Below are 14,628 nucleotides of genomic sequence, written 5' to 3'. Positions count from 1 at the left end.
GATACCTTTCGTTTGAAAAATCGGCTATCTACTCTGAAATGACATGCTTATCCGTCCGTCGTGGGATGGAAGGCTGGAACGGCGAAGGTTCTTTCCGGGCGAAGGCGGTGGCCCGGATGCGCTGCCGGACTTGCCGGGAATTGTGAGGCGTATCGGAATGGCGAATAACAAGTACAATGAATCGATCGAGGACAAAGCGTTCAAGGCATTGGACGAGGCGCTTCAGATCGATTTCGGCCAGGAAAACGTGCCGTCCCGCCGCGGTAACGCGCCCCACGCCCCGGAGGCTAATGTGACTGACCCATCCAATGCCCGTAATCAGGCCCAGGAAGAAGCACAACGCCGCCGCGGCCGCGCTGGCCGCACAGGCGATCAGCAGGCATCGCGGGCACCCGCCTTCGCCCCTGCCAACGATGCCAGCCGCAATTCACCTGCCTCGCTTCTGAAGTCCCTGGAAAACGGCTCCAGCCGCCCTGCCCTGCGCACGGCCACTCTCGTCTCCATTCTGTGGGTGGTCATCGGCCTCGGCCTGATGTTCATGCTCTATGCGCCTCAGATCGCGCAGATCCGCTCGCTGACCGATCTCGCCGCCCTGCCGGGCGTGATCGCCGGCATCGTCGGCATCGTCGTGCCGGTCATGATGTTCTATGCCTTCGCCATCATGATCTCGCGTGCCCAGGACATGCGCAACGCCGCCCGGTCCATGGCCGAGGTTGCGCTGCGCCTTTCCGAGCCGGAAACCATTGCGTCTGAACGCATCATGACGGTCGGCCAGGCCGTGCGCCGCGAAGTCTCGGCCATGAACGAAGGCATCGAGCGCACCATTGCGCGTGCTTCCGAACTCGAAACGCTCGTGCATTCCGAAGTGAATGCGCTGGAGCGCTCCTACGCAGATAACGAACTGCGCGTTCGCGGCCTTGTCCACGAGCTCGGCTCCGAGCGCGAGGCGATCGTCAACCATGCCGATCGCATCCGCTCTTCCATCGCCGGCGTCCACGACCAGCTCAAGGAAGAACTGTCGCTCGCCACCGAAGAGATCGCCATCCGTCTTGCGACCTCGGGCGAAGCCTTCGCCTCGCTGATTGATACGCGCGCTGCCGCGATCATGGAGAAGTCGGACAGCGCCATGCAGTCGCTTGGTACGCTGCTGGCCGCCAAGACCGATACGCTGCTCCATACGCTGACCGCTTCGGGTCTTGCGATCGGCAATGAATTCGACAACCGCCTGGACGCGCTGACCAACACGATCAACGAACATGGCGAGCGCCTGCTCACCCAGTTCGAGACGCGCGCCTCGACGATGGACGCCAGCACCGAGCGCCTGAATGCGGCGCTGCAAGAGCGCACCCAGCAGCTCAACGAGATCCTGATTTCGCGCACCCGCGAGATCAATGAGAGCCTTACGACGGGCGAACGCACGATCGGCGGCACGCTTGATGACGTGCTTTTCCGCCTGAACGCCGCACTCGACGAAAAGGGTTCGAGCTTCCGCCAGAGCCTGCAATCGACGGCCGACGATGCCGTCATGGATCTCGACGTGCGCTCCGGCTTCTTCGAGGAGCGCCTGCAGACGACCGTCGCCCATCTTTCGACTGCCTTCGACGAACGCGTCGCCGAATTTACCGACGCCTTCGACAAGCGCGCCGGTTCGCTCGACACCAAGCTCATCGAGAGCCTTACTCGTATCAACGAGACGCTGTCGGGCAACGCCGATTCCATCGATAACATCCTCAATTCCAATATCGATCGCCTCGGCACGTCCATGACCGAGCAGTCGCTGGCGCTGGCGACCGCCTTTGCAACCGGCCAGGAAGTGCTGGAAGGCACGCTTGCCAGCCGTGCGGAAGAGATTACCTCGGCGCTGACGACCCGCACCGGCGAGCTCAGCTCCACCCTCGGCAACGCTACGTCGGAAATCTCGCTGGCGCTCGCCGCCGGTACCTCCGATCTGCAGAACAACCTTGCCGCCCGGGCGAGCGAATTCCGCGAAACGCTGCAGTCGACCACGACCGAACTCGCCGCTGCCATCGACAGCGGCACCGAAAAGGTCACGGGCGCATTCGGCGGTCGCGCCGAAGAGCTGAGCAGCGTTCTCGCCGCCCGCGCCGCTGAAATCACCGATGCGCTGAAGACTGCCCATACCGGCCTCGACAGCGTGATGGCCGAACGCGGCGGCGCCTTGATCGGCGCACTCGCGGACCACCACGCCCGCTTCGACGAAGCGCTCACGAGCCGTTCCGAAGCCATCATCAATACCGTCTCGGGCACGCATGACCGTCTCGCCGAAACCCTCGACGAGAAGGCCATGGCGCTGGCGATTTCGCTGAACGAGACGCAGTCGCGCATCGAAGACACGCTGTCGACCCATTCGGAATCGCTCATATCAGCCGTTTCCGGCACACATGACCGCCTCTCCGACACGCTCGATGAAAAGGCGATGGCGCTTGCCATCTCGCTGAACGAGGGCCAGGCCCGTATCGACGATACGCTTGCGAGCCACTCGAAGGCCATCGTCGATGCGGTTTCCGGCACGCATGACCGCCTCTCCGACACGCTCGATGAAAAGGCGATGGCGCTTGCGATTTCGCTGAACGAAGGTCAGGCGCGCATCGACGACACGCTGGCGACCCGTTCTGAGGCGCTGCTCGGCGCCGTTTCCAGCACGCATGACCGTCTCGCCGAGACACTGGATGAACGGGCAATGGCGCTCGGCATTTCGCTGAACGAAACGCAGGCGCGCATCGAAGACACGCTGTCGACGCATTCGGAAGCGCTCATCAATGCCGTATCGGGCACACATGACCGCCTCGCCGAAACCCTTGACGAAAAGGCAATGGCGCTCGGCATTTCGCTGAACGAAACGCAGGCGCGCATCGAAGACACGCTGTCGACGCATTCGGAAGCGCTCATCAATGCCGTATCGGGCACACATGACCGCCTCGCCGAAACGCTCGACGAAAAGGCAATGGCGCTTGCCATCTCGCTGAACGAGAGCCAGAACCGCCTGGAAGACACGCTGACGGCGGGTGCTGACGCTCTCGTCAATGCGGCCGCTGGCACCCATGACCGGATCGCCGCATCGCTCGGCGAAAGCCAGCTCCGCATCGAGGAAGCGCTCGCCAGTCGCGCCGAATCCATCGTCCATGCCGTCACCAACAGCGCCGACCGCCTGTCCGATACGCTCGACGAAAAGACCATGGCGCTCGCCATTTCGCTCGACGACGGCCAGAGCCGCTTCGAATCCGCGCTCGAAAACCGCAGCAACGCCATCATGGACACTGTTGCCAGTGCCGAAGAGCGTGTTGCCGGCGCCTTTGCCGACCGCACGGAAGCGATCCGCGCCGCCTATACGGACAATCAGGCGCGTCTCGAAACCGCGCTCGCCGAGCACAGCGCTACGCTTTCGGAAGCTCTGGATGCCGGTGGCGCTCGCATGGAAGGCATCATCGGCAGCATGACGGGCCGCATCGAGGATAGCCTCACCGATGCGCAGCAGCGTCTGGGCAGCGTTGCGAACGATGCCGCAAACAACATCGAAGGTGGTCTCGAAGCCGCGCATGACCGCATCCGCGCCACGCTCGACGATCGCACCAATGCCATCACCCTGTCGCTGACCGAGGCCCATAACCTCATCAACGACACGCTCTCCGAACAGGCGACCTCGATCGGTACGTCGGTTGCGACGAGCATCGGCATGCTCGAAATGTCGCTGGAAGATCGCGAGGCCGCGATCCGCCAGGCGATCGACAACAGCGCCCAGACGCTCGAGAACCGCATGCGCGAAAGCGCGGGCCAAATCGCTGGCCGCTTCCAGGAAGCCGCCAACACGATCTCGCGTTCCGCCGCCGATTTCTCCGGCCATCTCGACCATTCCGTCGACAATCTCACCGGTCGGTTCACTGAAACCGGCGCTCGCGTCGAAGCCGGACTTGCCGCCATCGAGGCTCGCATCGCCGATGGCGTCGGCGGCGTGGCCGATAAGGTCGATGCGGCAGGCAATCATCTCTCCGGCGTGCTGAGCGACGGTATCTCCCGCCTCGGCGCGATCGGCGACGACACAGCCCAGCGCATCGCCACAACGCTCGGCAACAGCGCCGCAAATCTGACGCATGCGCTCGACAGCCGCAGCACCAGCCTGACCGAGGCCCTCGATAGCCGCGCTGCCAGCCTGACGGAAGCATTGCATGCCGGCATTGCCAACCTCACCCAGGCCCTCGACAACAGCAGTGCAAACCTCACGCAGGCTCTGGACAGCCGCCGGGCACATCTTGCTGAAACGCTCGACAGCAGCAGCGCGACCATGGCGCAATCGATCGATGGCCGCACCGCGGCACTGAGCGACATGATGGATCGCGGCAACGCGCGCATCGAAGAACGTCTCTCCACCATGGACCGCGCTCTGACCGTCGGTCTGGATGCCGTCAACCGCACGATCGAAGGCAAGGCCGCGGGTCTCGCCGCAAGCCTGCGCAGCGCCGTTGCCGAAGCTGCCGAAGGCATGGATGGCGAAGCCACGAAGTCCTCGGAACTGCTCAGCCGGACCGGCCAGCAGTTCGCCGAAGCCATGGAAGAGCGCTCCTCGCAGATCGTCAACCGCGTCGCTGAGGCACAGAGCCGCCTCGCCGGCCAGGCTGCTGCCGTTGCCCAGACCTTCTCCGAGGCCGGCAACGTGATCGTCAGCAAGGTGGCGGAAGCAGAAAGTATCGTCAGCAGCCAGGTCAGCGCCATCAATCACGCGCTTGCCGATGCCGGCCAGACGCTGGAAGCGCACGGTAATTCGATCCGCTCGACCCTGACGGATGCCGGCAGTCAGATCACATCGAGCATGGCTGATGTCGACCGCGCGCTCGAAGCCCGCACCAGCATCATCCGCTCCAGCCTGGAGCAGCGTGCCCGCGAGATCGATACGACACTCACCGATATCGACAAGGCGCTGGAAGCCCGCGGCAGCTCGATCCGCGCAACGCTCGACGAGCGCACACGCGAATTGAATTCCATGCTGGCCGGCCGCTCCACCGAACTGACGCGCATCCTCGACGAGACCGCGCGCCCGATCATCGACCGCTACACCGATGCCGGCCAGGAAGCCGCTGCCCGCATCACCGCGGCCGCAAGCCTCAGCGCCGAGCGCCTGCGCGCGGAAAGTGACGCAGTCACCCAGGCCGTCGCAGCGCGTGCCGAAAACGTCGCCAATGCCGTCGCCGCCATTGAGAACAGCCTGACGAACAACGTCAATGGCCTCGTCCAGCGACTGTCGGAAAGCAGTGCCGCCATGGCCATGATGATGACGCGTGCCGCCGACCAGCTGACCGGCGTCGACGGACGTCTCAGTGACACGACCTCGCGCTTCACGGACTCCGCCGCCAAGGCCGCCGAAATGGTGTCTGCCTCCACCCGCCTTCTCGAAGGCAAGGTCGACCGCCTGTCGGATATATCAGGCCAGACGCTCGCCCAGGTTGGCAGCATCATCGGTCGCTTCGACGATCACTCGAAGGTTCTGGGCCAGGCCTCGCATCTCCTTGCCGCCGCCCAGTCGGGCCTCGTCTCTACGCTGGAAGAGCGCGAAGACGCCCTGCAGACGCTGGCGGCCGGCCTCGTCCAGCGCTCGGGCGAGATCGAAAAGACCATGCGCGGCCTCGGCGGCATGATCGAGACGGTCTTCGAGCGCGCCGAACAGCGTTCCAACCAGGTCACCGGCACGCTGCGCCAGAGCGTCCAGGCCTCCTTCGCCGACATCGGCCGTGTGCTCGCCGATACCGAAAAGCGCGCCGAAGATGCCGCCTCCGCCATGCGCGAGGCGATCAGCCGTGCCGGCGAGGAAGCCAATGCGACGATCGACAGCAGCTTTGCCAATGTCGAGCGCCGCTCCGGCGATCTTTCCAACCGCCTGCGCGGCGGGTTGACGGCCTCGCTCTCGGAAGTCGAGCGCATGCTCGGCGAAGCAGGCCGCGCCTCAGACAGTGCGGCGCAGAACCTGCGTGAGTCGCTCCGCGATGCAATCGATGAAGCCGTCAGCCGCTTCTCGGGCGCAACTGAGGAAATCCGCCGCTCCGCAGCCGATATCCGCAGCGAACTCGACACCACCCGCGCCGAACTGAAGCGCGGCGCCTTCGACCTGCCGGAAGAAGCCAAGGAAAGCGCGTCTGCCATGCGCCGGGCCGTCGCCGAGCAGATCAAGGCCCTGCAGGATATTTCGCAGATCGTCGGCCGCTCCAGCCAGCGGCTCGAACTCTCCGAGCCGGTCGCCCGCACGCTTGCCCAGGCCGAGCCTGCTCCGCGCGTTACCCAGCCGGTGATCCCGACGGCGCCTGCCCCGCAGCCGGCACCGACTGCGCGCCAGTCGATCGAATCCATGGGCCTGCGCGGCACTATTTCGCCAGCCCCGGCCGCAGCGCCCGCTCCGGCTCCTGCACCCGCTCAGCAGCAGCGCCCGGTCGCCCAGGCTCCGCAGCCGGCCCCTGCTCCAGTTCGCCAGGAAGCCTCGCGCACGGAAGGCGCTGGCGGCGGCTGGATCAGCGATCTCCTGCGCGGCGCCTCGCGTGAAGAGGCCGAAGAGGCTTCGCGTGCTCCGGCCCGCCCCGCTGCCGAAGCGGCCGCTCCGGCCCCTGCTCCCGCCCAGCGCGCCAATGACAGCCGCAACCCGCGCCATGTCGTTGAATCGCTGAATTCGCTCTCGGTCGATATCGCCCGCGCCATCGATCATGACGCCTCGGTCGACCTGTGGCGCCGCTACCAGCGCGGCGAGCGCGACGTCTTCACCCGTCGCCTCTACACGCTGAAGGGCCAGCAGACCTTCGACGAGATCAAGCGCAAGTATGATCGCGAGCCCGAATTCCGTACCGCCGTCGACCGCTACATCGGCGATTTCGAAAAGCTGCTCGCCGATGTCGCCCGCACCGATCCGAACCGTACGGTGACGCAGTCCTACCTGACCTCCGACACCGGCAAGGTCTATACGATGCTGGCCCATGCGGCGGGCCGGTTGAACTGAGTTATCGGGCAAAACCTGACATGGTGAGACAAAGGGGTCATCTGTGGATGGCCCTTTTTTATTGCCGCGGCTCCCTCATTCCGTCACAAACATCCCTGATCCGCATGGGTCGAACGGGGTGACCCCGGCCAGACCAATCACCAAGCCACCCGCTTGCCACGACAGAGACCGTAGATATTGATGACCAAGACGACCTCCCGGCTGATAGCCGCCGCCTTCTCGTCCGCATTTCTTCTGGGCGCGTTCATTCAGGCAGAAGCCGGCCAGGCAAGTTTTCTGGTGGACGTGCAGACCGGCCAGGTTCTCGAAGCCTCCAACCAGGACGATCTGAATTATCCCGCATCACTGACGAAGATGATGACGCTCTACCTCACCTTCCAGGCGCTGCATGACAAACGCCTGACCTGGGACCAGAAGATCAGCATGTCGGAAAATGCCGAGAGCAAGGAGCCCTTCAAGCTCGCTGTCGGTGCCGGCCGCAAGGTCACGGTCAAGGAGGCTGTCGAAAGCATCGTGGTGCTCTCGGCCAATGATTCCGCTGTAGCGCTCGCCGAACAGCTCGGCGGTTCCGAACAGGCCTTTGGCACGCTGATGACGGAAAAGGCCCGTGAACTCGGCATGAAGGACACCGTCTTCAAGAACCCGTCGGGCCTGCCGGACCCGGAACAGGTCACCACCGCGCGCGATATGGCCACACTTGGCGTTTCGCTGATGCGCGACTTCCCGGAGGAGTTCAAGCTCTTCTCCATGCGCGGCTTCCAGTTCCGCGGCATGAAGCTGCGCGGCCACAACAATCTCATGTATCGCTATAACGGCGTCGACGGCATCAAGACCGGCTTCACCGACGCGTCGGGCTATAACGTCGTGACCTCGGCCGCCAAGGACGGCCGCCGCGTCGTCGGCGTCGTCATGGGCGAAAAGACCGCAAACCTGCGTGACGACAAGATGGCCGGCCTGCTCGACAGCTATCTGCCGTCGGCTTCGACCGCGACCGCATCGGCGACAGGCGGCAACCCGACGATGACGGACGCCCAGCCGACCAAGTAAACTGTACAGACAAGTCAGGAACGAATAAGGCCCGAAACCGTCTGACGGTTTCGGGCCTTATTTTTGTAAAGAGAAGGGGCTTAGATCGACGTCAGCGTCCAGCCAACAATCTGGTCGGTGACCGATGTAAAGGCACGGCCTAACCCCTTGACGAAACTCACGTTGTCGCCGCCGGCCGGAGCGGTGGCCCGGAAGACCTGCTGGGCACGCACGGTGCCGTTTCGATCGTTGAGGATCTTGGCGGAAATCTCCACCACAGCCTTGTTGCCGGACGCTGCGTCGATCTCGAAGGAGCGGATGTCGGTCACGACCTGATAGTCGATCGCCAGTCCCTGCCCCGGCTTTCCGACGCCGCCGAGCTTTCCGGAATTCTCGAAGGCCTGGACGAGCTTCGACTGCACCATGCGCGGCAGCGTATCGCTCCACTGCGAGCGCGACAGATACTGAATTTCCGAGGGCGAAACGCGGATGACGATCTGGTCGCTGTTCAGCGCCTTCAGCGCCGTCGGATCGGCAATCAGGATCTGCTTGTTCTTGGCCGACGGACCGGTGCCATCGACCGTGGCTGCAGAGAGATCGTAGGTGTCGTTCTTCGCCGCCGTTCCGCAACCTGCGAGAAGTGCTGCCGTCAGCGGCAAAATAATCGCCGTTCCACGGATCCAGGAACGGCGCGACATCACATGCGATAGACCCATATTACGCTACCCCTGACCTCTGTTCTTATTTCCCGCAATTCCTGACTGAAACTGCTGTCTGTTTCTCCGCAATTCCGGACGCAAAACCGCTACGCACTTTTGCTGGAACTGCTTCAACGCCGCGTGCGCCCGTCATATTGCTTGACCGTCGGCCCGCCGAAAATGATCCGCTGCGGGTTCTGGTCGAAATTGCTGATGGCATTGTTGAGATTGTTCGCCGTGCCGCGCAGCTCGTTGACCAGCGTCTGGACGTCACTGAGCCCGCTGCCCGAGAAGCGCTGCAGATTGTCGGCGATCGGCCCGATGCGCGCATTGACGCTGTCGGCGACCTTCTTGAAGGATGCGAGTGTCGCGCGCGCCTCGGTGAAGAGCGAATTCGTATTGTCTGAGCCAAGCAGCGCATCGACCTTGATGAGGATGCCGTCGACGCGCGTCGAAGCCGAGTTCAGCTTGTTCGCCATCTGCTGGACGTCCTGGATCGTCTGATCGATGTCTTTCTTGCGGTCTCTGACCGTATCGGTGACATCGCGGATCGAGGCGACAGCGGTGCGCGCATCCTTGGTCGCCTGGGCGATATCGTCCACCGAACCCTTCACCTTGTTGGTGTCGATGGCGGCGACCAGTGTATCGACGCGATCGAGTGTCACCTGTGCCTTCTTGCCGAATTCGTTGTAGGTCGTCACCGTCTGGTCGACCTTGTCGACGAGCCCCTTCAGATCGCCGGAGGCGTCGGCTATGTCACGGCTCACCTTCTCGGCATTGCTCAGGATCGTGTTGATCTTCTTCGCGTCGACCGCCTTCACCAGATCCTCAACGGCCGCAAGTGTCGAATCGACACGGCCAGAGACATTGCGCACCGTATTGGAGAGATCGCCCACGCTCTGCAGGAAGCTGTCGATATTGCCCGAATTCTTGGCGATCGCATCCGAGAAGGTCTCGGCATTCTGCAATGTCTTGGTCAACGGCCCGCGTGCATCGCGCACGAAGCCCTGCACTTCGCCAACGGCATCATTGGCGCGGTCGAGGATCTTGTCGGCGGTCGCAAGCAGATTGGTGACGCTCGACTGGTCTGCGACGATTACGGCGCGCTTGCCGCTTTCCAGCGCCTGCTGAAGAATATTCTTGTCTTCCTTGCGGCCGCCCGAAAGCTCGATATAGGCCGCACCCGTCAGGCCCTGGATTTCAAGGGCCGCCTTGGTGGATGGATAGATCGGCGCATCCGAGCGTACTTCGGTAAAGGCCAGCGAATATTGCGGGTCGTCGGCATCGATGGAGAGCGTCAGCACCGAACCGACCTGGATGCCGTTGAAACGCACCGGCGAGCCGACGCTCAACCCGTTGGCGGAGCCCGGAATGCGTACGATCAGCTCGGCCATCGGCCCGCTACGGCCATATTCCGCCATCCAGTAGACGAAGCCGAATGCGGCAGCGATCACCAGAACGGTGAAAAAACCGACGATCGTGTAATTGGCTTTGGTTTCCATCGTCTCCGGTCACTTCCCGCTGTCATGCCGCGCCCGGGCCGCCGGCGCATCGTCCTGCGGCACGATCGAACGCGCGCGCTTGCCCTTGAAGTAGGCCTGAACCCACGGATCGTCGTAGGCCAGCATGTCGTCGATCGTTCCTTCCACCATTACCCGCTTCTTTCCAAGCACGGCAATACGGTCGCAGACCGAAAACAGGCTGTCGAGGTCGTGGGTCACCATATAAACGGTTAACCCCAGGCTATCGCGCAGATTGGCGATCAGCTCGTCGAATTCCGCCGCGCCAATGGGATCAAGGCCCGATGTCGGCTCGTCGAGGAAGACGAGCTCGGGATCGAGCGCCAGCGCGCGGGCAAGCGCTGCGCGCTTGATCATACCGCCCGAAAGCTCGGAAGGATATTTGTCGGCAGCGTCAGCGGCGAGGCCCACCATGCGGATCTTCAAATGCGCGAGCTCATCCATCAGTGTAACGGGCAGGTCGAGATATTCGCGCATCGGCACCTGGATATTCTCCTTCACCGTCAGCGAGGAGAAGAGTGCGCCCTGCTGGAAGAGGACGCCGAGACGCATGTCGAGCGCATTGCGTTCCGGCTCGTCCAGCTCGTCGAAATCCTGGCCGAGAATCTTGATGGTGCCGGAGCGGCGCGGCAGCAGGCGAAGCACCGTGCGCATCAGCACCGATTTGCCGGTGCCCGAAGCGCCGACGAAGCCGAGGATTTCACCGCGGTAGATATCGAGGTTGAGCTTGTCGAGAACCACTTTGGGTCCGAAACCGACCGTGACGTCGCGCGCCGACAGCACGACATCCCGGTTCCCGTTCTTGGTCGTCTCGATCGGTTGCTGATCCACGCCGCCCGCCATGTCAGAAATCGATCGCTGCATAGAACATCGCAAAAAGCCCGTCCATCAGGATGACGACGAAAATCGCCTTCACGACGGAAGCCGTCACATGCTGGCCGAGCGATTCGGCGCTGCCGCCGACTTTCAGCCCCTCGACGGCTGCAACGATGCCGATGACGAGCGCCATGAAGGGCGCCTTGATCATGCCGGCCAATACGGTCGAAAGCGTCACGGCCTCATGCAGGCGCGACAGGAAGGTGGCAAAGGTAATGCCCGAATACAGATAGGCGACTGCAGCCGCACCCGCCAACGAGGCGAAGTTGGCAATGATGGTCAGGAGCGGCAGCGCAACCGTTAATGCCACCAGCCGCGGGAAGATCAGCACGCCGATCGGGTTGAGGCCCATCACCTTCAGCGCGTCGACTTCCTCGCGCATCTTCATGGAGCCGATTTCGGCGGTGATCGCGCTGCCCGAACGGCCGGCAATCATGATCGCGGTCAGAAGCACGCCGATCTCACGCAGCTGCAGGATGCCGACGAGATCGACGACGAAGATCTCGGCACCGAAATAGCGAAGCTGGAAGGCTCCCTGCTGCGCGATGATCGCACCGATCAGGAAGGACATCAGCAGGATGATTGGAACGGCGCGCACGCCCATATGATCGATCTGGTTGACGATCGAGGCCGGCGAAACGCCGCTGCCGCGGCCGAATTTCATCTGCGCGCCGCGCACCGCCGAGCCGAGGATATACATGGAGGCGGCGACATTGTCCCAGACATCGAGGGTCATCCGCCCGATCGGTGCGAGGATGCGCTCGGCGATCGACAGCTTCTCCTTCTGCTCGGGCTCCTGCTTTTCAGGCTCCTTGGAGAAGGTGGCGATCAACTCGTCGATATGCTGGCTCGTGCCCTCGAAGTGAACCGTTCGCCCCGCCTCTTCCTGCTTTTTCTTTAGCCGGCAAAGAAGCCAGATGCCGGCGGTGTCGATATCGGTGACATTGGCAAGATCGAGTGTCAGGTCACCGCTGTTGTTGCGTGACAGCTTCTCGAAATCCTGCAGGACGAGATGGATGTTGGCGCTGCGCCAGTTGCCTTCAAGATGCACATGCTGACCCGAGCCCCCGGCTCGGTCGTCCACATGCAGCGAGGCGGCGTTGCGTTTCTCGGACTTCAAAATACTTGTGTCTTTCAATGCTTGCAGCGACAGTCCCGACTCGCGAACATGGTATTCGCCGCCCGGCGCGTTAATATACAGAAGCAACGCACAATTTCCATGCTCGCAGGAGAGCAAATATGCCGCGCCATCTTGATATCCAGATGAATTCATTCCCGATTGCGGGCTCTTTCACCATTTCCAGAGGGACAAAAACCTCTGCGGACGTGATCACCTGCACGTTGACGGAATCGGGAGCCAAGGGGCTCGGCGAATGTGTGCCCTATCGCCGCTATGGCGAGACGATGGAAAGCGTTCTGGCGCAGATCGAATCGGCTCGACCGTTGATCGAGGGAGGTATTTCGCGCGAAGAACTGCTGCACGCCATGCCGCTGGGCGCTGCCCGCAACGCCGTCGATTGCGCGCTCTGGGATCTGGAAGCCAAACTCTCGGGCAAGAGCGTCGCCTCCCGCCTTGATCTGCGCAAGCTGAAACCGCTGACCACGGCCTATACGATCTCGCTCGGCGAGCCCGATGTGATGGCAGCGCAGGCGCGCGAACATGCGCAACGTCCCCTCCTCAAGGTCAAGGTCGGCACCGGCGATGACGAAAGCCGCATCCGTGCCGTGCGTGCGGCGGCCCCCGATGCCGCCATCATTCTCGACGCCAATGAAGGCTGGCCGGAAGACAGGTTGGAACACCACCTGCGCATCGCTGCCGAAGCCAATATTGCCCTCGTGGAACAGCCTCTGCCGGCCGGCCGCGACGACATGCTGGCGGAGATCGCCCGCCATGTTCTCGTTTGTGCCGATGAGAGCGTCCATCACACCGGCGATCTCGCAAGCCTTGCTGACCGCTATGACGCTGTTAACATCAAGCTCGACAAGACGGGCGGCCTGACGGAGGCGCTGGAAATGAAGGCCGAGGGGCAGCGGTTAGGCTTTTCGATTATGATCGGCTGCATGGTCGGCACCTCGCTTGCCATGGCGCCGGCCGTATTGCTGGCGCAGGACGCCGATTTTGTCGATCTCGACGGCCCGCTGCTGCTTGCCCGCGACCGAGAACCCGGCCTAAACTATGCCGGCTCCCTCGTATTCCCGCCCGAAGCCAGCCTCTGGGGCTGAAGGTAATAGGCGATGATGACGATGGCGAGCCCGAAGGCGGCAACACAGGCCATGACGTAATAGCTGTTCAGCCCGAGCGCCGAATAGATATAGCCTGACGCGATGGTCATCAGGCCTGAAGCCATGCCGATATAGAAGAAATAGGCGCCCTGAGCCGAGGCTTCCTGTGTTTCCTGCACGGTGGCAACGATGCGCCGCTGCACGCCCGTATGCACGAAGGCATAGGTAAAGCCATGCAGGCATTGCAGCGCGAAGAAGCCGATGAAACTCGTCTCCGTCGGGAAGAACACCCAGCGGCACACGCTGACGGCACAGCCGAAACGAATCAGCGTCCAGGCATTGAAGCGGCGGTTGAGGCGCCGTGACAGGAAGAACACCGTTACTTCGGAGGCAACCCCTGCGCTCCAGAGGATTCCGACCTCCGTGCCGGAAAAGCCGAGCTGGTGCCAGTAGATCGAGGAAAAGGCGTTGAGCAGCGCATGGCTCGCCTGCTGGATTGAAACGCCGAGCAGCAACAGGAGCAGATGCGGCTCGCGAAGCCCGCTGCCCGTCGTCGCCGGAAGATTGATCGGCTGACCGCGCCGCCGCGTCGGCCCGATGCGCGGACAGAATATCGCCATCGTGATGGTCAAGACGAAGCCGAAGATCATCACGGGCAGCACCATTTCGCCGCCCCAGCGCCCGACCAGCTCACCGCCGACGAGCGTTGAAATGATGAAAGCGATAGAGCCCCAGACGCGCATGGAGCCGTAATCGAGCCCCCAGCGGCGCACACCCGAAATCACGATCGATTCGACGACCGGCACATAGGGCGCAAACGTCGCGCCCTGCAGCGCAAAGACGATCAGCACCGGCCAGAAATCCGCCGTCCAGTAGAGCGCGATCGCCGTCAGGAGCGACAGGATGCCCGACCATAAAAGCACATGCGCCCGCTCCTGCATGCGGTCGGCAAAGACCGCCACGATCGGCGCGACGAGAACGCGCACCACCATCGGCACGGCGAGGATGGTGCCGATCTGATGATCATTGAACTGGTGAGTCGAAAGCCAGACGGGGAAGAAGGGCAGGACGATACCGTTGACCAGCAGCGGCGCGCTGTAGCAAAGCGCGCTGAACAGCCGGAAGCGCGGCGGCGCTCCCTCACCTGTTAAGGGATTTTGTGCGGGAATCATGGTGGACCTGAAGGAAACTCTGCGTTGCCTAACACATCCAATCCGACACGACTATGGCGAGAAATAGCCCTGCTGTAACGTTTCGGAGATAAGTCGAAACGATTTAAAAAATAAATAGGGCC

General features: G+C 62.6%; 8 protein-coding genes. 3 read left to right on the top strand and 5 right to left on the bottom strand.

Translation table 11 applies throughout. The features are described 5' to 3' along the window. The first annotated feature begins 157 nt into the window (after positions 1–157). Positions 158–6,991: a hypothetical protein gene (locus FHT82_RS22555; protein WP_183734900.1), complete on the top strand. Its 6,834-nt coding sequence runs from the start codon at positions 158–160 to the stop codon at positions 6,989–6,991. Between the two features lie 180 nt (positions 6,992–7,171). Then, positions 7,172–8,038 (top strand): D-alanyl-D-alanine carboxypeptidase family protein, encoded by an 867-nt coding sequence (locus tag FHT82_RS22550; RefSeq protein WP_183734899.1) that lies wholly within the window; start codon positions 7,172–7,174, stop codon positions 8,036–8,038. An 80-nt stretch (positions 8,039–8,118) separates the two neighbouring features. On the opposite strand, the gene FHT82_RS22545 is transcribed toward FHT82_RS22550, so the two are convergent. The 4 genes from FHT82_RS22545 to FHT82_RS22530 all read right to left on the bottom strand — a co-directional run bounded on the left by FHT82_RS22545 (position 8,119) and on the right by FHT82_RS22530 (position 12,249). Continuing rightward, positions 8,119–8,733 (bottom strand): ABC-type transport auxiliary lipoprotein family protein, encoded by a 615-nt coding sequence (locus tag FHT82_RS22545; protein ID WP_183734898.1) that lies wholly within the window; start codon positions 8,731–8,733, stop codon positions 8,119–8,121. A gap of 113 nt (positions 8,734–8,846) precedes the next feature. Then, complete coding sequence (locus FHT82_RS22540) at positions 8,847–10,217, bottom strand: MlaD family protein (protein ID WP_183734897.1); 1,371 nt, start codon at positions 10,215–10,217, stop codon at positions 8,847–8,849. Positions 10,218–10,226: 9 nt separating this feature from the next. Further along, positions 10,227–11,078 carry an ABC transporter ATP-binding protein gene (locus FHT82_RS22535; protein WP_183734896.1) on the bottom strand — a complete coding sequence of 284 codons (852 nt, stop codon included), beginning with the start codon at positions 11,076–11,078 and terminating at the stop codon, positions 10,227–10,229. A 1-nt stretch (position 11,079) separates the two neighbouring features. After that, positions 11,080–12,249 carry an MlaE family lipid ABC transporter permease subunit gene (locus FHT82_RS22530; protein ID WP_183735100.1) on the bottom strand — a complete coding sequence of 390 codons (1,170 nt, stop codon included), beginning with the start codon at positions 12,247–12,249 and terminating at the stop codon, positions 11,080–11,082. A 101-nt stretch (positions 12,250–12,350) separates the two neighbouring features. Between FHT82_RS22530 and dgcA the strand changes: the two genes are divergently transcribed. Continuing rightward, positions 12,351–13,334 (top strand): N-acetyl-D-Glu racemase DgcA, encoded by a 984-nt coding sequence (gene dgcA / locus FHT82_RS22525; RefSeq protein WP_183734895.1) that lies wholly within the window; start codon positions 12,351–12,353, stop codon positions 13,332–13,334. Here the strand turns inward: dgcA and FHT82_RS22520 are convergent. Next, positions 13,286–14,506: an MFS transporter gene (locus tag FHT82_RS22520; RefSeq protein WP_183734894.1), complete on the bottom strand. Its 1,221-nt coding sequence runs from the start codon at positions 14,504–14,506 to the stop codon at positions 13,286–13,288. The genes dgcA and FHT82_RS22520 overlap by 49 nt on opposite strands. Between the last annotated feature and the right edge of the window lie 122 nt (positions 14,507–14,628).

The sequence above is a fragment of the Rhizobium sp. BK275 genome, assembly GCF_014193555.1.
Classification (GTDB): Bacteria; Pseudomonadota; Alphaproteobacteria; order Rhizobiales; family Rhizobiaceae; genus Rhizobium.
Note: the sequence above shows the minus strand (reverse complement) of the source record. Positions and strands in the feature narration are given on the sequence as shown.

Excerpts from the sequence above, each read along its gene's own strand:
- FHT82_RS22540 (WP_183734897.1), bottom strand. The coding sequence starts at position 10,217 with ATGGAAACCAAAGCCAATTACACGATCGTCGGTTTTTTCACCGTTCTG.
- FHT82_RS22550 (WP_183734899.1), top strand. The coding sequence starts at position 7,172 with ATGACCAAGACGACCTCCCGGCTGATAGCCGCCGCCTTCTCGTCCGCA.
- FHT82_RS22520 (WP_183734894.1), bottom strand. The coding sequence starts at position 14,506 with ATGATTCCCGCACAAAATCCCTTAACAGGTGAGGGAGCGCCGCCGCGC.
- FHT82_RS22535 (WP_183734896.1), bottom strand. The coding sequence starts at position 11,078 with ATGGCGGGCGGCGTGGATCAGCAACCGATCGAGACGACCAAGAACGGG.
- FHT82_RS22555 (WP_183734900.1), top strand. The coding sequence starts at position 158 with ATGGCGAATAACAAGTACAATGAATCGATCGAGGACAAAGCGTTCAAG.
- FHT82_RS22545 (WP_183734898.1), bottom strand. The coding sequence starts at position 8,733 with ATGGGTCTATCGCATGTGATGTCGCGCCGTTCCTGGATCCGTGGAACG.
- dgcA (WP_183734895.1), top strand. The coding sequence starts at position 12,351 with ATGCCGCGCCATCTTGATATCCAGATGAATTCATTCCCGATTGCGGGC.